A 21,764-nucleotide genomic window follows, 5' to 3' on the forward strand; every position below is an offset into this window, starting at 1 on the left:
GCGATTGATGTGAGCAAATGGCAGGGAACTGTCGACTGGGCTGCCGTCAAAAACGTCGGGGTCGGCCACGCCATGCTGCGGGCAGGCTACGGCAGCAGCCCCGGCCAGACGGACCCCCAGTTCCAGCGCAACGCGGCGGCGTGCGAACGCCACGGCGTACAGTGGGGCGCCTACTGGTACAGCTACGCCACCACCCCCGCCGCCGCCCGGCAGGAGGCCCGCTGCTGTCTGTCCGTTCTCCAAGGTCTGAAACCCGGTATGCCGGTGGCCTATGACATCGAGTATGAGCCGGGGATCTTGGCGCTGGACAACGCCGCCCGCACGGCGCTGGTCCACGCCTTCTTGGGGGAGGTGGAGGCTGCCGGTTACTACGGCATCCTTTATGTCAGTACGGATTTCCTGCGCAACCGGCTGAACTGGCGGGCGCTGACCTGCTACGATGTCTGGGCCGCCCAGTACGGCAGTACCTGTACCAGCCCGCTGCCCTACGGTATCTGGCAGTACAGCAGCAAAAACCCGCTGGGTATTCCCGGGTTCGGCAGCTCGCTGGACTGCAACTGTGTCTATAAGGACTACCCGGCAGTGATGCAGACGGCGGGCCTTAATGGGTTTACCGCCCCGGACCCCGACCCGGCCCCGGACCTGAGCACCCGCAAACAGAGACTCACCATTGGGCCGGTGTCCAGCGGTGATGCCTACGACTTGCAGCAGCGCTGTGCGGCGCTGGGGCTGACGGCGGCGGGCCTGTACCACAGCGACTGGGCCGATGAAAACAACCAGACCCAGACGCTGACCATCGGGCCGGTGTCCAGCGGCGACGCATGGTATCTGATGCGCCGCTGTGCCGAGCTGGCGTTGACCGAACGGGGGCTTTACCATAGCGAGTACGTTTGAGGAGGTGACTTTTTTGGAGAACGACAACATTTTCCTGTGGGGCAAAGCGGCCGTCGCGGCGGCGGCCGGTGCTTTCAGTGCGGCCTTTGGCTGGTTGGGATGGCTGGTTCTGGCGTGGGGGGTCTGCATGGCGCTGGATTGGATCAGCGGCAGCGCCGCAGCCGCCGCCAAGGGCAACTGGTCCAGCGCCGTGGCCCGGGCGGGCATCTGGCATAAAGGCGGTATGATCTTGGTGGTGGCGGTGGCTGCCGTGGCCGACCGGGTGCTGGGCCTTGCGGTGACCCACCTGCCGGGGCTGGAACTGGACTACACCACGCTGGTTTTGCCGATGATTTTGGTGTGGTATATCTTTACCGAGCTGGGTTCTATTGCCGAGAACGCCACCGCCATGGGGGCGCCGGTACCCGGCTGGCTGACCAAACTGTTGGCGGCGGGACAGCAGGCGGCAGGGGAGTAAAAGGGAACAGGGCTTGCCCGGCATGGGCAAAATCCAATGAAATTTGCGGTGTTTGGGGCATAGACTGGACAATTTGTAGACTGCTTGCTATACTAACAAAAAGTAACAGGCAAATTGGTTTGCTTTCTACACGTTCTGGGGAGTGTGCGACAAGCCTATGGCAAAAGTCGAAATCAAAATGCTGGGGAACTTTGAGATTTGTGTGGACGGCCGTCCGGTACTGGCGGCGCTGAGCCAATCCCGCAAAGCCACCGCACTGGTACAGTATCTGGTGCTGCAGCGGGGCGCCCGGGTGTCCCACAAGACGCTGACCGACGCGCTGTGGGGCGGCGAGCGATGTGCCAACCCCGACATGGCGCTGCGGGCGATCCTGCACCGGTTCCGGGGCATGGTCGCGCAGGAGCAGATCCCGGAGCTGGAAAACTGCATTGTCACCAGCCGGGGCTGTTATCAGTGGAACCCCGCCCTGCCCTGTGAGGTGGATGTGTTCACCTTGCAGGATCTGGCCGCCGAATCCCAGCGGGAGACCGATCCCCAGCGCCGTTTGGCGTTGGAAGAACAGATCGTGGCGCTGTATGTGGGGCGTCTGCTGCCCGCCGCGGCGGGGAAACCTTGGGTGGAAAGCTTTGCGGTGCAGGTACATACCCTCTACCGCGCGGCGATGATCCATCTGTTGGAGCACTATAAAAAGCAGGGGGACAGCGAACGGCTGATCGCCCTGTGCGAGGGGGCGCTGGAAAAGAACCCCCGGGCCGAGCGGCTCTATCTGGAGCTGATCGTGGCGTTGGAATCGCTGGGCCGTCATAGTGAAGCCCGGCAGGCCGCCCAGCGGGGGCGCAATGCCGGATGCCTGCATCAGACGGTGGAACCGGGCCGGGCGGCGCCCTTGTGGCGGCAGGCCCGGCAGGCGGACCGCAAGCAGGAGGTGGAGATGTCCCGGCTGTTGGCGGCGCTGCCCGGCGATGCCGTGGATGAACTGCAGATCTGCTCGTTCGAGGATCTGGGCCGGGTCTACCGGCTGCAGCGCGGGGTCCAGCGCCGATACAACCTGCCGATTTTTCTGGTGCTGCTCAGCGTGGTGCCGGTCAAAACCGAAGATGAAGTCGAGCGGGAAGAGATGATGCGGCAGTTGGAAGGGCTGCTGCGGACCAACTTCCGGGGCTGCGATGTGGCCGCCCGCTACACCGACACCCAGTACGCGCTGCTGCTCTGCGGCACCCCGGGGGAGGATATCCCGGTGCTGGAGCGCATCAAGGAGGCGTTCTACGCCCTGCCGGCGCAGGGACGCTATCTCTTGAACTATAACATCTATTCTCCCAAGCTCTGACAAACCAAAACCGCCGGAACGGCTCAGCAGCCGTTCCGGCGGTTTTTTGCGTTATGATAAGGGAAAACTCAGTGCATCCACTGGGCGGCGGCCTGTGCCAACTGGGCGTTGATGGCGTCGGCGGCTGCGGCGCTGTCCGCCACGGCGGACAGATAGACCTTGACCTTGGGCTCGGTGCCGGAAGGCCGCACCATCAGTTTGGCGCCGTTTTCCAGCCGGTACTCCAGCACGTCGGCCCGGGGCAGACCGGTGCCGTCGGCGGCATAGTCGGTAACGCCGGTGACCTTGTACCCGGCGATCTCGGCGGGGGCGCTGGACCGCAGCCGGGCCATGATGCCCTGCATGGTGTGCATGCCGCTTTCGCCCTCAAAGGTAAAGCTCTGCAAGTCGTTGCGGTACCAGCCGTACTGGGCATACAGGGCGTTGATGGCATCCAGCAGGCTCATGCCCTGCGCGGCGTAGTAGGCCGCTGCCTCACAGGCCAGCATCACGGCGTTGACGCCGTCCTTGTCCCGCACATGCCCGCCGGACAGATACCCGTAGCTCTCCTCAAAGCCGAAGATATACCGCTCTTCATGGCCTTCCGCTTCCAGCAGGCCGATCTGCTCCCCGATAAACTTAAAGCCTGTCAGGGTGCGGCGCAGCTCTACGCCGTAGTGGGCGGCGATGGGGTCGGCCATATCGGTGGAGACGATGGTGGTCACCGCCACCGGGTCTTGGGGCATGGTGCCGTTGGCCTGCCGGGTGCGGCAGATATAGTCAAAGAGCAGCACGCCCATCTCGTTGCCGTTGATCAGCCGGTAGCCGCCCTGTCCGTCCGGCACGGCCGCGCCCATCCGGTCGCAGTCCGGGTCGGTGCCGATCATCAAATCGGGGTGGACCGTGTCGCAGAGCTTCAGGCCGGTTTCCATGGCCTGCCGGATCTCGGGGTTGGGGTAGGGACAGGTGGGAAAATCCCCGTCGGGATGCTCCTGCTCGGGCACCACCGTCAGGTGGGTCACCCCCATGCGGTGCAGCAGTATGCGTACCGGCTCCAGACCGGTGCCGTTCAGCGGGGTGTAGACCAGTTTCAGGTGGGACACATCGTTGCCGGGGCGCAGGGCCAGCACGGCGTCCACAAAGTCGGACAGGCACTGCTCGTCGATGGTCACGATCCGCCCGTCCGCCACGGCGGCGTCATAGTCCACCAGCTTGGGGCTGTCGAAGTAGTCGTGTTTGCCAATGGCGGTCAACACCTTGTCGGCCATCTCCAGCGTGATCTGGCAGCCGTCGGCGCCATAGACCTTGTAGCCGTTGTACTTGGCGGGGTTGTGGCTGGCGGTGACGCAGATGCCGGCCCCGCAGCCCAGATACCGTACCGCCCAGGAAAGGGCTGGAGTGGGTTCCAGCCGGGGATACAGGTAGGCGGTGATGCCGTTGGCGGCCAGCACCCGGGCGGCCTCCCGGCAGAAAAGCTCGCCCTTGTGGCGGCTGTCGTGGGCCAGTGCCACTTTTTTGGGCAGGCCCGAGGCGTTCAGGGTATCGGCCAGACCTTGGGTGGCCCGGCGGATGGTGTAAAGGTTCATGCGGTTGGTGCCGGCGCCAAAGACGCCCCGCAGTCCGCCGGTGCCGAAGGCCAGATCCCGGTAGAACCGGTCGTTGATGGCGTCGGCGTCATCGGCAATGGCCGCAAGCTCGGCGGCAAGGTCGGGATCCTCCACGGCGCGGGCGCGCCACAGGGCATACAGTTCCGAAGATTGCATAGGAAAAACGCTCCTTTCCTTTTATAAAGAAGGGACTGCGCCGCAGTCCCGGGCAAGCAGGGGATGCTGCTGCTACTCTACCACACGGCGGCATAAAAAGCAAGGGAAGGCGGTGCCCGTCCGCCGCTGCAAAAAGTTCAACTTTTTTTGAAAAAAGTGCTTGACATTTGTGGGGACCGGTGGTATTATACTAACTGCACTTGCGCCGGTAGCTCAGCTGGATAGAGTGTCTGACTACGAATCAGAAGGTCGGGAGTTCGAGTCTCTTCCGGCGCACCACGGTTTCACGGAAACGTGAAACCGTTTTTTTATTGCCCAAATTCGGCAGCCCCTCGCCTCGCCGGCCTGCAAAAAGAGTTTTGGGAAAATTTCACAATTTCAGGCTTGCAATTTGCCTTTTTTGTAAAAATTAAGCAAGATCATGGAATTGACAAAAGGTGACAGGTTTATTATAATAGTAAAGATTCCGGGTATGAACGATGGTGTTTGTGCAACCGCAACCGCCACCGCTTTTTTTATTCTCTGCCTTGTCCGCGGTTAGCGCACAACCGTGTTTTACCTGCGGCGGACAGTGGGCAAAGGCAAATTTGTATTCCATAATGAAACGGAGTGGCACTACACAATGGCGAAGTACGTCATCAAGCGCGTAGCAATGGGCATTTTCAGTGTGTTTATTGTGGCGACGCTTACCTTCTTCATCATGAACTTGGTCCCCGGCGGCCCGTTCGTAGCAGAAAAATCCATCAGTGCGGCTGCCCAGCAAGCACTGAACGAAAAGTACGGTTTGGACAAACCGCTGGGCGTGCAGTATGTCAACTATATGAATAGCCTGCTGCATGGCGATATGGGCCTGAGCATTAAACAGCGCGGCCGTACCGTCAACCAGATCATTGCCGAAAAACTGCCCGTCTCCTGCAAGACTGCCGGCATCGCCGTGGCGGTGGCGCTCTGTCTGGGCATTCCGCTGGGCTGTATTTCCGCGTATAACCGCGGCAAATGGGCCGATAACTTGATTATTGTGTTGGCAACCTGCGGTATTGCCATTCCCAGTTTCATATCCAGTGTATTGTTACTATATACCTTCGGTATGAATCTACAAATTCTACCAACCATCGGTCTGAACGAGCCGGCCGCCTATATCATGCCGGTCACCGCTTTGGCCATCTACCCCACCGCCTATATCACCCGTCTGATGCGTTCCAGCCTGCTGGACGTTATGGGGCAGGATTACATGCGTACCGCCCGTGCGAAGGGCGTGTCCAGCGTGAAGATCCTCTTCAAGCATGCGCTGCGCAACGCCATTCTGCCTGTCATCACCTACGTCGGCCCCATGCTGGCTGCCTTGATGACCGGTTCCTTCGTGGTGGAAAAGATCTTCACCATCCCCGGCCTTGGCCGCGACTTTGTTTCGGCCATCACCAACCGTGACTACACCATGATCATGGGCACCACCATTCTGCTGGCCACCATGGTCATCATCGCCAACGTGATCGTTGATATTCTGTACAAGATTATCGACCCGCGGATCAAGCTGAAATAAGGAGGGAGCAAGCAGTGGAAAATCTGAAAAAGAATCCGTTGAGCCTGCACCTCAGCGTAGATGATTTTATGCCCGCCTCTAACGATGAGAAGGAAAGCCTCGTCGTTATGCGTGACAGCGTCAACTTCTGGAAGGACGGTCTGCGCCGTCTGCGCAAGAACAAGATCGCTATGGTGAGCCTTGTGGTCATCATTCTGATTGCCATTTTTGCCTATGTGCTGCCCGCGGTTTGGCCCTACGGCTACGACGAGCAGATCAAGTACAGCGAAAACCTTGCCCCGTTTGAGTACGGTAAGAAGGAACTGGAGCGCATCGCCGCCGGCGAGAGCGTCTTCCCCCACATTCTGGGCACCGACCGTTCCGGCCGTGACTTTGCCGTTCGTCTGATGATGGGTACCCGCGTCAGCTTGTCCGTCGGCCTGCTGGCCTCGGTGCTGGTGCTGGTCATCGGCGCCACCTATGGTGCCATCTCCGCCTTTGCCGGCGGCTGGGTGGACATCATCATGATGCGTATCACCGATATTTTGTATACCATCCCGGATATTTTGCTGATCATCTTGCTGGGCATGGCCCTCAAGGATCCGTTGGAAGTGCTGGCGATGAAGCCCGGCTTCGGCTGGATGCAAAAACTCGGCCCCAACATGATCTCCATCTTCATCATCTTTGCGCTGCTCTACTGGGTCAGCATGGCCCGTATCGTGCGCAGTCAGGTGCTGACCCTCAAGGAGAGCGAGTATGTCACGGCGGCCCGTGCGCTGGGCGCTTCCAGCGGCCGCATCATCAAGCACCACCTGCTGACCAACTGCATCGGCACCTTGATCGTCACCACCACCCTGCAGATCCCCTCCTCCATCTTTACCGAGAGCTACCTGAGCTTCCTCGGCCTCGGCGTGGCAGCGCCCATGCCGTCCTTGGGTTCTTTGGCCACCGACGCCGTCAAGGGCATGAACACCTACCCGCACCTGCTGCTGGCTCCGGCGCTGATGATCAGCGTCATGATTCTGGTGTTCAACCTCTTCGGCGACGGTCTGCGCGACGCCTTTGACCCGAAGCTGAAAAACTAAGAGGGGAGTGTACAAGACAGAATGAGCGAGAAAATTCTTGAGATTCAGGATGAACGCCTGTCTTTCTTCACCCCCGCGGGTGAGGTCAAAGCACTGAACGGTGTTTCTTTCACGATGAATCAGGGCGATGTCTTGGGCATCGTCGGTGAGTCCGGCTCCGGCAAATCGGTCACCGCCTACTCCATCATGGGCCTGACCGCGTATCCCGGCCGGCTGGTCGGCGGTAAGATCTGGTTTAACGGTCACCAGATCGACCAGATGACCGAGAAAGAGTTCCGCAAGATCCGCGGCAACGAAGTTTCCATCATCTTCCAGGACCCCATGACCAGCCTGAACCCGGTGTACACCATCGGCAACCAGATCGTGGAAGTCATCCTGCTGCATACCAACAAGAGCAAAAAAGAGGCGTGGGACCGCGCCAAAGAGCTGCTGGAACTGGTAGGTATCAACGAACCGGAGCGCCGGCTGAAGCAGTACCCCCACGAGCTTTCCGGCGGTATGCGTCAGCGCGTGATGATCGCCATTGCGCTGGCCTGCGAGCCCAAGCTGCTGATCGCCGACGAACCCACCACCGCGTTGGACGTGACCATTCAGGCCCAGATTCTGGAACTGATGCAGGAACTGCGCAAAAAGCTGGGCATGAGCATCATCATGATCACCCACGACTTGGGCGTGGTGGCCTCGATGTGCGAAAAGATCGCCGTTATGTACGCCGGCCACATTGTGGAGTACGGCACCACCGACGAGATCTTCTACAACCCGAAGCATGAATACACCAAGGGCTTGATCAACTCCATCCCCAAGCTCAATGCCACCGAGAAGGAGCGTCTGGTTCCCATCGAAGGCACGCCTGTGGACCTGTTGAATCCCCCGGCCGGCTGCCCGTTTGCGCCCCGCTGCAAGAGCTGCATGAAGGTCTGCCTGCGGGAGATGCCGCCCCGCACCGAGCTGAGCGATACCCACTACACCTACTGCTGGCTGCGCCAGAAAGAGGAATTTAAGAAAGGAGGCAAAGCCGAATGAGTGAGCAGAAGAATCTGGTCGAAGTCCAGCATCTGCAGCAATATTTCCCGGCCGGCGGCGTGGGCAAGAACAAGCGCTATGTGCAGGCCGTGGACGATGTCAGCTTTGCTATCCGCAAAGGCGAAACGCTGGGCCTTGTAGGTGAATCCGGCTGCGGCAAGACGACCACCGGCCGTACCCTGCTGCGCTTGTACGAGCCTACCGACGGCACCATCATCTATGACGGCAAGGTCCTCTTCGACAAAAAGAAGAAAATCGCCGTGGACATGCTGCCCTACCGCCGCCGTATGCAGATCGTGTTTCAGGATCCTTACGCCAGTTTGGACCCCCGCATGACCATCGGTGACATCGTGGGCGAGGGCATCGACATCCACAAGCTGGCTGCCAACGACAAAGACCGCCACGACCGCATCATCGCGTTGTTGGAGCGGGTCGGCCTGAACAGCGAGCACGCCAACCGCTACCCCCACGAGTTCTCCGGCGGTCAGCGGCAGCGCGTGGGCATTGCCCGTGCCTTGGCCGTGAACCCCGAGTTCATCGTCTGTGACGAGCCGGTTTCCGCACTGGACGTTTCCATTCAGGCGCAGGTCGTCAATATGTTCGAGGACCTGCAGCAGGAGATGGGCCTGACCTATCTGTTTATCGCCCATGACCTGAGCGTGGTCAAGCACATTTCCAGCCGCATCGGCGTTATGTATCTGGGCAAGTTGGTGGAGCTGGCCGACAGCTTTGAGCTGATCGCCCACAGCGTCCACCCCTACACCCGCAGCCTGATCTCCGCCATTCCGGTGGCGGACCCCAAGACGGCGCGCACTTCCAAGCGCATCGTGCTGCAGGGTGACGTGCCCAGCCCGCTGAACCCGCCCAGCGGCTGCCGCTTCCGTACCCGCTGCCCCTACGCCGACGAGCGTTGCGCAGCCGAAGTACCGCAGTTTAAAGAGGTTGGCCCCGGCCATTGGGCGGCTTGCCACCATCTGGACAAAGTAGCGGACTGATCGACAAACCGAGAGTGTGCGCCTCGGTTTGGTTGCCCCGGTGTGCGGTTCACGGGACCATCACAAAACAATTACAAAAGCTTCACAGCTCTTGCAAGGGTGGTCCACCGGGGGTATAGTTATGGTATTCATTCCGCAGGGTGTCCCGGTTGGGAGGCCGTGCGGGATTGGGTATAGTAATTTTTATATTGGAGGATAAACCACATGAAGATGAAGAAATTTGTCGCTGTGGCGGTTGCCGGCTGCATGGCAGCTTCTCTGGCGGCTTGCGGTTCTTCCGCAAGCACCAGCAGTGCTGCTGGTACTGCAACTGCAGAAGCTGCGACCGATGCCACCGCGACTGGTTCCGGCTTCACCGTTCAGCTCGGCCCCAACCCGGAGTCTCTGGACCCCGCGTTGAACAGCGCGGTCGATGGTGCGAACACCATCCTGACCATCTTTGAGCCGCTGCTGCTGATCGATGAGAACAACAAGGTCATCCCCGGCCAGGCTGAGAGCTACACCGTTAGCGAGGACGGCCTGACCTGGACCTTCACCATGCGTGACGGCTTGAAGTGGAGCGACGGTTCCGAACTGACCGCCAAGGACTTCGAGTACAGCATGAAGCGTATGGCCAACCCCGACACCGCCGCTCCCTACGCGGAGACCGCTGTCGGCATGATCGCCGGTTTTGACGAGGCGCAGGGCAACCCCGACGCCGACGGCAACCCCACCACCGAGCCCAACCCCGACGCGCTGCAGGTCACTGCCAGCGAGGACGGCAAGACTCTGACCATCGTGCTGAGCTATCCCTGCTCTTACTTTGACAAGCTGGCGGCTTTCGTCTCCCTGTCTCCCGTGCAGCAGGCCACCGTTGAGGCCAACGGCGACTCTTGGTGCACCAGCCCCGAGACCTTTGTCTCCAATGGTCCTTACATGATCACCGAGTGGACCCCCAGCGAACGCATCGTGCTCTCCAAGAACCCCAACTACGTGGGCGGCTGGGACAGCTCTCGCATCGTGTCTGACACCATCACCCTCCTCCTGCTCGAGGACTCCAGCGCTTCCTACGCTGCCTACAACAGCGGCGAGGCTCAGCTGATCAAGGACGTTCCCACCGACGAGATCCCCAGCCTGACCAAGGCCGAGGACGGCGGCGACTTCTACACCGACAGCCTGCTGGGCACCTACTACATCAGCCTGAACGACCAGCGCGAGCCGTTCACCGATCCTCTGGTCCGTAAGGCTCTGAGCCTGGCCATCGACCGTGACTACGTTGCCAACGTTGTCATGCAGGGCACCTACAGCCCCGCTTACAACCTGGTTGGCCCCGGCATCGTCGATGCTGAGGACGGCAGCATGTTCATCGACAACGCCAACGGCGGCGAGCCCTACATCAGCGAGGACTACGAGGCCAACCTCGAGGAGGCTAAGTCCCTGCTGGCCGAGGCTGGCTACCCCAACGGCGAAGGCTTCCCCACCATCACTTACAGCGCCAACGACGCTAGCTACCACATCCCCGTTGCAGAGTACCTGCAGCAGGCTTGGGCCGAGCTGGGCATCAACATGAGCATTGAGAAGGTCGAGTGGAACAGCTTCACCTCTCAGCGCCGTGCCGGCGACTTCGACATCAGCCGTAATGGTTGGGTCATGGACTACAACGATGCTTCCAACATGCTCGAGCTGTTCACCACCACCAACGGCAACAACGATGGTAAGTACAGCAACCCCGAGTACGATGCCGCCATCGAGGCTTCCGAGGTCGCTGACAAGACTGTTCACTTCGAGCAGCTGCACAAGGCCGAGGACATCCTGATGGAAGACATGGGCTGCATCCCCGTTGCTTACTACAACGACTTCTGGCTGCAGAGCCCCTCTCTGAAGGGCACCTGGCATAGCCCCTACGGCTACTGGTACCTGCAGTACGGCTACGTGGAGGGCTAATTTGCCTCTTCGGTAGTTCGCCACCGAACCTATAAGCCAACATCCCCGCTGCGGAATCCTCCGCAGCGGGGATGTTTTTGTTTGCGGCCTGCAAAAAAGGACCGGTTCAGAAGAACCGGTCCTTTTTCTTTGGCATTTCTTCGTTTCCCTCTTGGCAAAGAGGGAACAGCCGCCTTTTTACTGGAACTTCGCCCCCAGCGTGGCAGCCATCACCGCCTTGATGGTGTGCATCCGGTTCTCCGCCTCCCGGAAAACGATGGACTGGGGACCGTTGAACACCTCGTCGGTGACCTCCATCTCGGCGCGGCCAAACTTTTCGCCCATCTCTTTGCCCACGGCGGTCTTGTGGTCGTGGTAGGCGGGCAGACAGTGCATGAACACGGCGGTGGGCTTGGCCTTGGCCATCAGGGCAGCGTTCACCTGATAGGGGGCCAACGCCTCAATGCGTTCCGCCCACACTTCCACCGGTTCGCCCATGCTCACCCACACATCGGTGTAGATGACATCGGCCTCCGCTGCCGCGTCGGTGTTCTCGCTCAAAGTGATGCTGCCGCCGCTCTGGGCTGCCAGCGCCTGACACTGGGCTACCAGCGCCTTGTCGGGCCAGTAGGCCTTGGGGGCGCAGGCCACAAAGTGCAGGCCCATCTTGGCGCAGCCGATCATCAGGCTGTTGCCCATGTTGTACCGGGCGTCCCCCATGTAGACGAACTTCAGCCCTTTCAAAGTGCCGAACTGCTCCCGCAACGTCAGGAAATCCGCCAAGATCTGGGTGGGGTGGAACTCGTTGGTCAGGCCGTTCCACACCGGCACGTCGGCGTACTGGGCCAGTTCCTTCACGATGGCTTGGCCGTAGCCCCGGTACTCGATGCCCTCAAACATGCCGGAAAGCACCTGCGCCGTGTCGGCAATGGATTCCTTTTTGCCGATCTGGCTGCCGGTGGGGTCCAGATAGGTGGACCCCATGCCCAGATCATGGGCCGCTACCTCAAAGGCACAGCGGGTACGGGTGGAGGTCTTTTCAAAGATCAGCGCCACGTTTTTGCCCCGCAGCACATCGTGGGCGATGCCGGCTTTCTTCTTGGCCTTCAGGTCGGCGGCCAGATCCAGCAGATAGCTGATCTCTTCCGGTGTATAGTCCAGCAGCGTCAAAAAGTCACGCCCCTGCAAATTCATAACAACAACCCCCTATAATATGCACAAAAATGTAAATTTATACATTCATTATAGCGCGTTTCGGCCCATTGTGCAACCCCCGACTTTTTATGGTATAATATCACCAAAGGGGGTGAGCCCGTGGAAAAGGTGTACTTTCATGTGGATGTGAACTCGGCGTTTTTGTCTTGGTCGGCGCTGAAACGGCTGCGGCAGGGGGAAACGCTGGACCTGCGCACCGTGCCTGCGGCGGTGGGCGGCGACGAGGAAAAGCGCCACGGCGTGGTGCTGGCCAAAAGCGGCCCCGCCAAAAAATTCGGCGTCCGCACAGGGGAAAGCCTTTTCTCGGCCCGGCTCAAATGCCCGGAACTCATCGTCACCCCGCCGGACTTTGATTACTACGTACAAAACAGTAAGGCGCTGATCGCCATTCTGCAAGAATATACCCCTGATGTGGAACAATATAGTATCGACGAAGCCTTTCTGGACATGACCGGCACCGAGGCCCTCTTCGGCCCGCCGCTGACGGTGGCCCATACCATCCGCAACCGGGTGCGGGAGGAACTAGGCTTCACGGTGAACATCGGGGTGGCGCCCAACCGGCTGCTGGCCAAGATGGCCTCCGACTTTGAAAAGCCCGACAAGGTCCACACCCTCTACCCTGACGAGGTGCCCGCCAAGATGTGGCCCCTGCCGGTGGGGGCGCTGTTCGGGGTGGGGCCCAGCGCCGTCAAACGGCTGCGCCAATGCGGCATCTACTCCATCGGGGACCTGGCGCAGGTGGAGCGCCGGGTGGCGGTGGGGCTGTTCGGCACCCGGGGAGATACCCTGTGGAACTACGCCAATGGCCGGGAGGCCGACCCCGTTACCAAACAGGCCACCCGGGACAACAGCTACGGCAACAGCGTCACGCTGCCCCAAGACCTGACCCGCCCCGAGCAGGCCGACGCCACCCTGCTGGCCCTCTGTGATTCGGTGGGGCGGCGGCTGCGGAACGACGGCAAAACTGCCCGGGTGGTGACGGTCCAGTTGGTAGACAACGCCTTCCGCCGCACCAGCCACCAGCGCACCCTGCCCGACCCCACCAATTCCACCGACCGCCTGTACGAGGTGGCCCTGCAGTTGCTGCGGCAGATGTGGCCCGTCCGGCCGGTGCGGCTGGTGGGGGTCAGCGCCGAAAAGACCGGCACTGACAACTTTGAACAACTGGACCTTTTTACCGACACCACCCGCCGCCAAAAGCAGGAGAAGCTGGACCGCACGGCGGACGCCCTGCGCCGCAAATTCGGCGGCGGGGCGGTGACCCGGGCCAAGCTCCTTACCCCCGAGACCCGCGCCCCGGCGGCCCTGTCTGCCGCCAAGGAGCGGGACAAGGAGAAAAAACGATGAACCACGGGCCGGAAAAGCAGGCCCCACCCGAAGGGATAGGAAGATCATGGGACTGGAAAAACTGACGAAAAACGTACCGCTCTCTTCACTGGAGACGGTGATCCTGCAAGACCTCATCGCGCTGATCGAAAGCGGGCAGAAACTGGGTATCCGGGAGCTGGCTACCCGGAACTACACCTCCACCACCACCATCATCCGGCTGGCCAAAAAACTGGGGTATCGGGGCTTTACTGACCTGTACTACGGGCTGCAGCGCCAACTGGGCCATGGTAGCGACGACGCCGTGGCGGAAGAAGTGCCCTTTCTGGATGGGTTTTGCACGCAGGTGCAGGGCATCCGCAGCCAATATGAGCCCATCCGCCGGCTGGCCCAGACGCTGCACAGCCAAAAGCGGATGATGGTGTATATCTGCGGCATGGGATTTTCCAGTTTCCCGGCGGACTATTTCAGCAAAAAGCTGATGGTGCAGGGCATCAAGTGCATCTTCTCCGGTGCTGAGGAGACGGTGGCGATCTTCGAGAGCAACCTGGAGGACATCGGGCTGTTCATCGCCGTTTCCCGTTCGGGGGAGACCGCCAAGGTACTGGAGCGGGTCCGGCTGGCTCGGCAGCAGCAGATCCCCATTGCGGCCTTCACCGCCCAGCCGGACAGCACGCTGGCCCACCTCAGCGATATTGTGCTGGTCATGGGGGACAATGAACAACTGGATGATCGAAACATCAACCCCTGTTATTTTTTTGCAGGGATCCTGCTGCAGATGGAGCTGGTCATTCGGGAATTGCAGAACGAAACCCCGCCGGACGCCCCGTAAAAACTGCCATGTAACAAGATTTTGTGAAAATGTTACCGTTTTCGGTAACATTTTTTTGTTTATCTGTAAAATATATACAAACGCAAATCCCTGCATTATAATGCAAAGTAACAAAACACATGTGCAAAATACGTTTGTGGATCCCGAACAATCTTGTCAGGAGGATAATGCAAATGAAGTTTAAAGACAAGGCGCTCTCATCGATGCAGAACTTTGCGCGGGCAATGTTCATGCCGGTGCTGATTTTGCCCATCGTCGGCTTGCTGGTAGCGGTGGCCAACCTGTTTACCAACGCCAGCCTCATCCAGCAGTTCCCGTTTTTGGACAACCCGGTGACCATCGGGTTCGGCACGATTCTTTCGGGCTGTATGCAGCCCATCCTCAGCAATCTGGGCTTGATCTTCTGCGTCGGCGTTTCGGTGGGTCTTGCCAAAGAAAAAAAGCAGGACGCCGCCTTCATCAGCGTGGTGACCTTTGTGGTCTTTTTGAACGCCATGAACAAGTTCATGAACCTGCAGGGTCTGTTGGCGCCTGCCGACGCCCTCAGCGGCACCGGCCAGTCCATCACACTGGGCGTGCAGGTACTGGAAATGGGCGCGTTCTTGGGCATCCTGCTGGGTATCGTGGTATCGCAGGTCCACAACCGGTTCATCAACACCGAGTTTAAGGGCGCCTTCCAGATCTACGGCGGACAGCGATTCGTCTTTATCGTGATGATCCCCGTCACCATCATTCTGGCGGTGGTTTGCACCTACGTCTGGCCCCCGATCCAGAGCGTGATTTCCGCCTTCGGTCATGTCATCGGCAATTCCGGCAACTTGGGGTACTTCCTGTTCGGCGCGGCGGAACGTCTGCTCATCCCCGTGGGTCTGCACAACGTGCTCAATCCCATGATCCTCTACACCTCGTTGGGCGGCAGCGAGGTCATCGGCGGCCAGCTCATCGAGGGCGCCCGCAACATCACGCTGGCCGAGATCGCCAGCCCCGATGTGGTGACCCTGTCCGGTGCGGCCATCTTTGAGTGCCGCGGCGTTACCAAGATCTTCGGTCTGTCCGGCGCGGCGCTGGCCATGTACCACGCGGCCCGGCCCGAAAACAAGCAGCGGGTCAAATCCATTCTGGTTCCGGTGGTCCTCACTTCCTGCATCGCCGGCATCACCGAACCCATCGAATTTTCCTTCCTCTTTGTGGCGCCCGTCCTCTATGTGGTCCACGCCATCCTCAGCGGCGCGGGTCTGGTGCTGGCCAACCTGCTGGGCGCTCGTACCATCGCCTACAACGGCATCATTGACTTCATCCTGTACAACATTCCGGTGGGCATTCAAAAGACCCATTGGCCCATGTTCCTGCTGGCCGGCGTGATCATGTTCGCCGTGTACTATGTGGTCTTTTTGTTCCTGATCAAAAAGCTCAATCTGCACACCCTCGGTCGGGAAGCCGAAGGCGGCGAGATGAAGCTGTACAGCAAGAAGGAATACAAAGAGAAGCAGCAGGCCGATAAGGCCGCCAAACAGGGCGATACCATCGACGCGGCCACCATCGTGGCGGCGCTGGGCGGCAAGGACAATCTGTTGGAAGTGGACAACTGCTTTACCCGTCTGCGCCTCAAGGTCAAGGACATCTCTCTTGTGGACGACGAGCGGCTGAAGAAAGACACCGGTGCGGCCGGTGTGATGAAGAGCGGCGAAGTGGTACAGGTAATTTACGGCCTGAAGATCAACGCGGTGCGCAAAGCCGTGGACGCTGAACTGCAAAAGTAAATTGCGGCAGAAAGGACCCTTTTCATGAATAGCAAAGACAGAAAATTCAACATTGTAATTGCGGGCGGCGGCAGTACCTATACGCCGGGCATTGTGATGATGCTGGTGGCCAGTCAGGACCGGTTCCCGCTGGAATCCCTGACCCTGTACGACAACGATGCCGAACGCCAGAAGGCGCTGGGGGATGCCATTGCCATCCTGATGAAAGAACAGGCGCCGGGCATCCGGTTCAGCTACACCACCGACCCCAAAGAAGCCTTTACCGACAAGGACTTCTGCATGGCCCATATTCGGGTGGGCAAGTTTGCCATGCGGGAACAGGACGAAAAGATCCCCCTGCGCCACGGCGTGGTCGGGCAGGAAACCTGCGGCCCCGGCGGCATTGCCTACGGTATGCGCAGCATCACCGGTATGCTGGAGATCATGGACTATATGGCCCAGTATTCCCCCAACGGCTGGACGCTGAACTATTCCAACCCGGCCTCCATTGTAGCGGAAGCCTGCCGGGTGCTGCGGCCCAAGGCCAAGATCATCAACATCTGCGATATGCCCATCGCCACCAAAACCCGGATGTCCTACATTGTGAAGAAGGACCCCAAGGATCTGGATGTGCGGTATTTCGGGCTGAACCACTTTGGTTGGTGGACCAGCGTCACCGATGAGCTGGGCAACGACCTGATGCCCCAGATCATGGACTATGTGGCGGAAAACGGGTACCTGACCCAGAAAGCCATCGAAAAGCAGCACATGGAGCCAAGCTGGCAGGAGACCCACCGCAAAGCCCGGGACCTGCTGAAGGTGGAACCCCGGTTCCTGCCCAACACCTACCTGAAATATTATCTCTACCCCGACTATGTGGTGGAGCATTCCAACCCCGACTACACCCGGGCCAACGAGGTGATGAACGGTCGCGAGAAGCGGATCTTCGGGGCGGCCAAAGCCATTGTGGAAGCAGGCACGGCGGTGAACGGCGGGTTTGAGATCGACGTACATGCCTCCTTCATTGTGGATCTGGCCTGCGCCATCGCCTTCAACACCCACGAGATCATGCTCTGTATTGTGGAAAACAAGGGCGCCATCTGCAACTTTGACCCCACGGCCATGGTGGAAGTGCCCTGCATGGTGGGCAGCCGCGGTGCCGAGGCGCTCTGCCAAGGGGAGATCCCCACCTTCGAGAAGGGCATGATGGAAGAGCAGTTGGCGGTAGAGCGTCTGGTGGTGGAAGCCTACGTGGAGCACAGCTACCAGAAACTGTGGCAGGCCCTGACCTTGTCCAAGACGGTGCCCAGCGCCACGGTGGCCAAGGCGATTTTGGACGACTTGATCGTGGCCAACAAGGACTATTGGCCGGAACTGCACTGATTCCTCCCCAACGGATTTTCTCATAGCAAAAAGGACGCACGAAATTTTCGTGCGTCCTTTTTGTTGTTATTCATCCGCTTCCAAGATCTCCTGCGCCACCTCGCCGCGGCTGCGGCGGGTGTCCATGGCGGTCTTTTCGATCAGGCGGTGGGCTTCGGTCTCGGTCATGCCTCGCTTTTCGATGAGGAAGCACTTGGCCCGGTCCACCAACCGCAGTTGGGCAATTTTGTCCAGCAGTTTCTGGTTTTCGGCCCGCAGCAGGGCCAGCCGCTTGTAGTTGCTGGCGGCCATCTGGACGGCCTGCCGGAAATGGGGGGCGCTGAAGGGCTTGCCCAATACCAGCACACCAAAATCCTGCAACTTGTCGGCGATCTGTTCCGCCGTGCCGTTCTTGGCCAGCAAAATCACCCCGGCGTCGGTTTTTTGCACGGCGTCGGTGCCCAGCTCATGGCCAAATTCGTCGGGCAGCGGCGTGTTGATGATCACTACCTCAAAGTCCTTGCCGTCCATCTGACGGCGGGCCTCGCCGCCGCTGGGCACAATGACAGGGCGGGTGTAGCCCAGCTCGGCAATATGCCGGGCCAGATATTCGTTGGCGTTGGTACCTGCCGATACGATCAATGCCTTGGCCACAGGCCGCCCCTCCTTTCTGTGGGATGGATGGGAAGATCAGATGATCAGGAACCCGTTGGCGCGCTCCCACGCGTCCACGTCGGTGGCTGCCTCATAGTCGTGGCACAGCCGGGTCTGATACTGGAAGTACTTGTTTTGCAGTGCAATGGGCAGTTCCTTGCTGATGAACTCGCTCTGGGCGGCCACCGTAATGGCTTCCCGCAGAGAACGGGGCAGGCTTTCCAGCCCGGCGGCTGCGCTGGGATGGAAAAGGTTGCGGTTGACGGCTTCGGGCAAGGGCAGCTTGCGCTGGATGCCGTCCAACCCGGCGGCCAAAATCAGCCCTATGACCAGATAGGGGTTGCCCGCGGGGTCGGGCCCCCGCAGCTCCACACGGCACAACTCGCCGCTGGCGCTGGGCAGCCGCACCAACTGGCTGCGGTTTTGGCGGCTCCAGCTCACATAGAGAGGGGCCTCGTTGGCGCCCAGCCGGGCGTAGGAGTTGGGCACCGGATTGCAGAAGGCGGTCAGCTCCCGGGCATGGGCCAAAATGCCCGCCACAAAGTGTCCGGCCTCGCTGTCGGGGGCCAGTTCCCCCTCAAAGAGGTTCTTGCCGTCCCGCAGCAGCGAGATGTTCACATGCAGGCCGCTGCCCGGCTTGTCGGCCAACGGTTTGGGCATAAAGCTGGCAAACAGCCCGTTGCGGGCCGCAATGGCCTTGACGGTGCTCTTGAAGGTGTTCAGGTTGTCGGCGGACCGCAGTGCTGCCGTATACAGGAAGCAGACCTCGTTCTGGCCCGGGCCGCTCTCGTGGTGGCTGTGCTCGGGGTGCAGGCCCATCTCCTCGATGGCAAAGCAGATCTCCCGGCGGATGTTTTCCCCTTTGTCCAGCGGCGGAATGTCAAAATAGCCGCCGTGGTCCAAGGGGATGCGGGTGGGGTTGCCGGCCTCATCGGTTTCAAACAGATAGAACTCACATTCGCAGCCCACGTTGCAGGTCAGGCCCATGGCCTTGGCGCGCCCCACCACCGATTGCAGATACCCCCGGCAGTTGCCCTCGAAGGGTTTGCCGTTGGGCAGGGTGATGTCGCAGTACATCCGGATGACGCGGCCCTCGGTGGGACGCCAAGGCAGTACGGTGGCGGTGTCGGGGTCGGGCCACAGCACCAGATCACTCTCCTCCACGTTCATGAAGCCGGCGATGGAAGACCCGTCAAAGCTGATGCCCTGCGCGAAGGCGCGCGGCAGTTCGCTGGCGAACAGCGAGATGTTTTTCTGGTTGCCGAAGATGTCGCAGAAGGTCAGTTTGGCAAACTTGACATCGTTATCCTCGACAAAATTCAGAATATCCTGTGCGGTACGTTTCATAAAAGCCTCCGGGATTGGGTTTGCGTCTTAGCGCAAGGACAGCCGCAGATACCCGAAAGGCCCACCGGTAAGCGGAACTCCCTGCCCAAGCAAAGCGGGTTTGTTGGGGCGGGGGCTCTCGCGTTTAGCGGGCGGGCCTTTCGAGCGGTGTAAGAAATAGGAAAAGGAGAATGGCGAAAAATCAGAAGGAGGACAGGCCTTTACTCGGTGTAGAACAGCATCCGGCTGTAGCAGGGCAGGGGCCAGTATTCCTCATCCACAAGCTCCTCGGCCACATCGGCGGCGGCGCGCAGCCGGGCCATGACAGGCAGGACCTCATCGTGGAAGGCGTGAGCCTTGGCGCTTTCATCTTCCAGCGCGCAAACCTTGTCGGTGACTTCCTTCAGTTCGTCGGCGGCGTCGGACATCTCGTCGGTGTACTGGGACAGCGCTTTCAGAACCTTGCTCTCCGCCTTGATGGAGATGCCCTCCACGGCGGCTGCCTTGGCAGCGGCGGTGTTGGCCACCTCGCCCATGTAAGAGGTGGCGGCGGGGATCAACTGCTTGTTGGCGATCTTGAGCATGGTGCGGGCTTCGATGTTGATGATCTTGGAGTAGTGCTCCATCTCCACCTCGTACCGGCTGAGCATCTCGGTCTTGGTCAGTACGCCGAAGTCCTCCATCAACGCGATGTTCTTGGGCTCCTTCAGGGCGATCATGGCGTCGGGGGTGCACTTGCGGTTGGGCAGGCCGCGGCGTTCCGCCTCCTGCTCCCAGGCGTCGGTGTAGCCGTTGCCGTTGAAGATCACCCGGCGGTGGTCGTTCAGCGTTTTCTTGACCCAAGCGGCGGCAGCGCACTCAAAGTCGGCGGCGCCGGAGGTTTCCTCGGTAAATTCTTTCAGTTCCTTGGCCACGGCGGTGTTCAGGATGGTGTTGGCATCGGACAGGTTTTCGGCCGAGCCGGGCATACGGAACTCAAACTTATTGCCGGTGAAGGCAAAGGGAGAAGTACGGTTGCGGTCGGTGGTGTCCTTGCTGAACTTGGGCAGAACATCCACGCCCAGATCCATCTTCATCTTGACGGGGCCGGCATAGGGGGAATCGGTGCAGACTGCATCGATGACCGCTTCCAGCTCTTCGCCCACGAAGATGGAGATGATGGCCGGCGGGGCCTCGTTGGCGCCCAGACGATGGTCGTTGCCCGGGGTAGCCACCGAGGTGCGCAGCAGGTCGGCGTACTCGTCAACGGCCTTGATGACCGCAGACAGGAAGACCATGAACTGCAGGTTTTCCATGGGGGTATCGCCGGGATCCAGCAGGTTTTCTTCGGTGGTGGACAAAGACCAGTTGTTGTGCTTGCCGCTGCCGTTGACGCCCTCGAAGGGTTTCTCGTGCTGCAGGCAGACCAACCCATGCTTGGAGGCGATCTTCTTCATCATCTCCATGGTCAGCAGGTTGTGGTCGATGGCCACGTTGGTGGTGTCGTAGATGGGGGCCAGCTCATGCTGGGCGGGGGCCACCTCGTTGTGCTTGGTCTTGGCGGGGATGCCCAGCTTCCACAGCTCTTCGTCCAGTTCCTTCATGAACTCGGATACCACGGGACGCAGCGTGCCGAAGTAGTGCTCTTCCAGTTCCTGACCCTTGGAGGGGGCGGAGCCGAAGAGGGTGCGGCCGGTCAGCACAAGGTCCAGCCGCTTCTCGTAGTCTTCCTTGCGGATGAGGAAATATTCCTGCTCGGGGCCAACGGTGGTGGCTACCCGGGGTACGTCTTTGCCAAAGAGGTGCAGCACCTTGCAGGCCTGATCGCTGATGGCCTGCATGGAGCGCAGCAGCGGGGTCTTTTTGTCCAGTGCCTCGCCGGTGTAGGAGCAGAACGCCGTGGGGATGCACAGCACGTCATCCTTCACAAAGGCGTAGCTGGTGGGGTCCCAAGCGGTGTAGCCGCGGGCTTCGGCGGTGGCGCGCAGGCCGCCGGAAGGGAAGGAGGAAGCATCCGGCTCGCCCTTGATGAGCTCCTTGCCGGAAAATTCCATGATGGCGGTACCGTCGGGCTGGGGGCTGACGAAGCCGTCGTGCTTCTCACTGGTAATGCCGGTCAGGGGCTGGAACCAATGGGTGTAGTGGGTAGCGCCTTGCTCGATGGCCCAGCGCTTCATCACGCTGGCGACTACGTTGGCGACTTCCAGATCCAGCGGCTGGCCCTTTTCGATGGTTGCCTTCAAGCTCTTGTAGGTAGAGCTGGGCAGACGCTCGCGCATCTCGTGCTCGTTAAAGACTTTGCTGCCGTAAAGTTCCATGACGGTTGCTGCCATAACTACTTACTCCTTACATCAAACGCTAGATTACAGGAAAGGGCGCTGCGAAAA

Annotated in this window: 17 protein-coding genes and 1 tRNA gene; 13 read left to right on the forward strand and 5 right to left on the reverse strand. The window is 60.1% G+C overall.

All coding sequences use genetic code 11. The annotated features are described in order from the left end of the window. The 3 genes from Q0526_RS07485 to Q0526_RS07495 all read left to right on the forward strand — a co-directional run. On the forward strand, window positions 1-894 hold an 894-nt coding region (locus Q0526_RS07485; protein ID WP_298732156.1), incomplete at its 5' end, for a glycoside hydrolase family 25 protein. 13 nt (window positions 895-907) lie between these two features. Beyond that, on the forward strand, window positions 908-1,351 hold the full coding sequence (locus tag Q0526_RS07490) for a phage holin family protein (protein WP_298732158.1): 444 nt from the start codon (window positions 908-910) through the stop codon (window positions 1,349-1,351). 157 nt (window positions 1,352-1,508) lie between these two features. After that, window positions 1,509-2,678 carry a BTAD domain-containing putative transcriptional regulator gene (locus Q0526_RS07495; RefSeq protein ID WP_298732160.1) on the forward strand — a complete coding sequence of 390 codons (1,170 nt, stop codon included), beginning with the start codon at window positions 1,509-1,511 and terminating at the stop codon, window positions 2,676-2,678. Between the two features lie 68 nt (window positions 2,679-2,746). On the opposite strand, the gene Q0526_RS07500 is transcribed toward Q0526_RS07495, so the two are convergent. Then, a complete protein-coding gene (locus tag Q0526_RS07500) occupies window positions 2,747-4,420 on the reverse strand; it encodes a phospho-sugar mutase (protein WP_298732162.1) in 1,674 nt (557 codons plus the stop codon). A 202-nt stretch (window positions 4,421-4,622) separates the two neighbouring features. On the opposite strand from Q0526_RS07500, the gene Q0526_RS07505 reads away from it, so the two are divergent. The 6 genes from Q0526_RS07505 to Q0526_RS07530 all read left to right on the forward strand — a co-directional run bounded on the left by Q0526_RS07505 (window position 4,623) and on the right by Q0526_RS07530 (window position 10,965). Beyond that, window positions 4,623-4,699, forward strand: a tRNA-Arg gene (locus tag Q0526_RS07505). Window positions 4,700-5,042: 343 nt separating this feature from the next. After that, a complete protein-coding gene (locus Q0526_RS07510) occupies window positions 5,043-5,960 on the forward strand; it encodes an ABC transporter permease (protein WP_298732164.1) in 918 nt (305 codons plus the stop codon). A gap of 14 nt (window positions 5,961-5,974) precedes the next feature. Continuing rightward, window positions 5,975-7,024, forward strand: a complete 1,050-nt coding sequence (locus tag Q0526_RS07515; protein ID WP_366522045.1) for an ABC transporter permease — start codon at window positions 5,975-5,977, stop codon at window positions 7,022-7,024. Window positions 7,025-7,045: 21 nt separating this feature from the next. Then, a complete protein-coding gene (locus Q0526_RS07520) occupies window positions 7,046-8,047 on the forward strand; it encodes an ABC transporter ATP-binding protein (RefSeq protein WP_298732166.1) in 1,002 nt (333 codons plus the stop codon). After that, a complete protein-coding gene (locus tag Q0526_RS07525; protein WP_298732168.1) occupies window positions 8,044-9,042 on the forward strand; it encodes an ABC transporter ATP-binding protein in 999 nt (332 codons plus the stop codon). The genes Q0526_RS07520 and Q0526_RS07525 overlap by 4 nt, the downstream gene beginning before the upstream one ends. 204 nt (window positions 9,043-9,246) lie before the next feature. After that, complete coding sequence (locus Q0526_RS07530; RefSeq protein WP_298732170.1) at window positions 9,247-10,965, forward strand: peptide ABC transporter substrate-binding protein; 1,719 nt, start codon at window positions 9,247-9,249, stop codon at window positions 10,963-10,965. A 177-nt stretch (window positions 10,966-11,142) separates the two neighbouring features. Here the strand turns inward: Q0526_RS07530 and argF are convergent, their stop codons facing one another. Next, window positions 11,143-12,138 (reverse strand): ornithine carbamoyltransferase, encoded by a 996-nt coding sequence (gene argF / locus Q0526_RS07535; protein WP_298732172.1) that lies wholly within the window; start codon window positions 12,136-12,138, stop codon window positions 11,143-11,145. Between the two features lie 120 nt (window positions 12,139-12,258). Here argF and Q0526_RS07540 point away from each other — a divergent pair, with 120 nt between their 5' ends. The 4 genes from Q0526_RS07540 (at window position 12,259) to Q0526_RS07555 (ending at window position 17,439) form a co-directional block, all read left to right on the forward strand. After that, window positions 12,259-13,506 carry a DNA polymerase IV gene (locus Q0526_RS07540; RefSeq protein WP_298732174.1) on the forward strand — a complete coding sequence of 416 codons (1,248 nt, stop codon included), beginning with the start codon at window positions 12,259-12,261 and terminating at the stop codon, window positions 13,504-13,506. Between the two features lie 46 nt (window positions 13,507-13,552). Beyond that, window positions 13,553-14,317: a MurR/RpiR family transcriptional regulator gene (locus Q0526_RS07545; protein WP_298732176.1), complete on the forward strand. Its 765-nt coding sequence runs from the start codon at window positions 13,553-13,555 to the stop codon at window positions 14,315-14,317. A 173-nt stretch (window positions 14,318-14,490) separates the two neighbouring features. Then, entirely contained in the window at window positions 14,491-16,077 is a 1,587-nt protein-coding gene (locus Q0526_RS07550; protein WP_298732178.1) for a PTS transporter subunit EIIC, read from the forward strand. A gap of 24 nt (window positions 16,078-16,101) precedes the next feature. Then, the gene (locus Q0526_RS07555; RefSeq protein ID WP_298732180.1) at window positions 16,102-17,439 is read left to right on the forward strand and encodes a 6-phospho-alpha-glucosidase; all 1,338 of its coding nucleotides are present in this window, start codon (window positions 16,102-16,104) and stop codon (window positions 17,437-17,439) included. Window positions 17,440-17,505: 66 nt separating this feature from the next. Here Q0526_RS07555 and Q0526_RS07560 read toward each other — a convergent pair whose 3' ends face one another. From Q0526_RS07560 to Q0526_RS07570, 3 genes are all read right to left on the reverse strand, one after another. After that, window positions 17,506-18,072 (reverse strand): ANTAR domain-containing protein, encoded by a 567-nt coding sequence (locus Q0526_RS07560; protein WP_298732182.1) that lies wholly within the window; start codon window positions 18,070-18,072, stop codon window positions 17,506-17,508. 36 nt (window positions 18,073-18,108) lie between these two features. Beyond that, window positions 18,109-19,419 (reverse strand): glutamine synthetase family protein, encoded by a 1,311-nt coding sequence (locus Q0526_RS07565; protein ID WP_298732184.1) that lies wholly within the window; start codon window positions 19,417-19,419, stop codon window positions 18,109-18,111. A 200-nt stretch (window positions 19,420-19,619) separates the two neighbouring features. Then, on the reverse strand, window positions 19,620-21,710 hold the full coding sequence (locus tag Q0526_RS07570) for a glutamine synthetase III (protein WP_298732186.1): 2,091 nt from the start codon (window positions 21,708-21,710) through the stop codon (window positions 19,620-19,622). Window positions 21,711-21,764: the final 54 nt, after the last annotated feature.

The sequence above is a fragment of the uncultured Subdoligranulum sp. genome, from assembly GCF_937890665.1.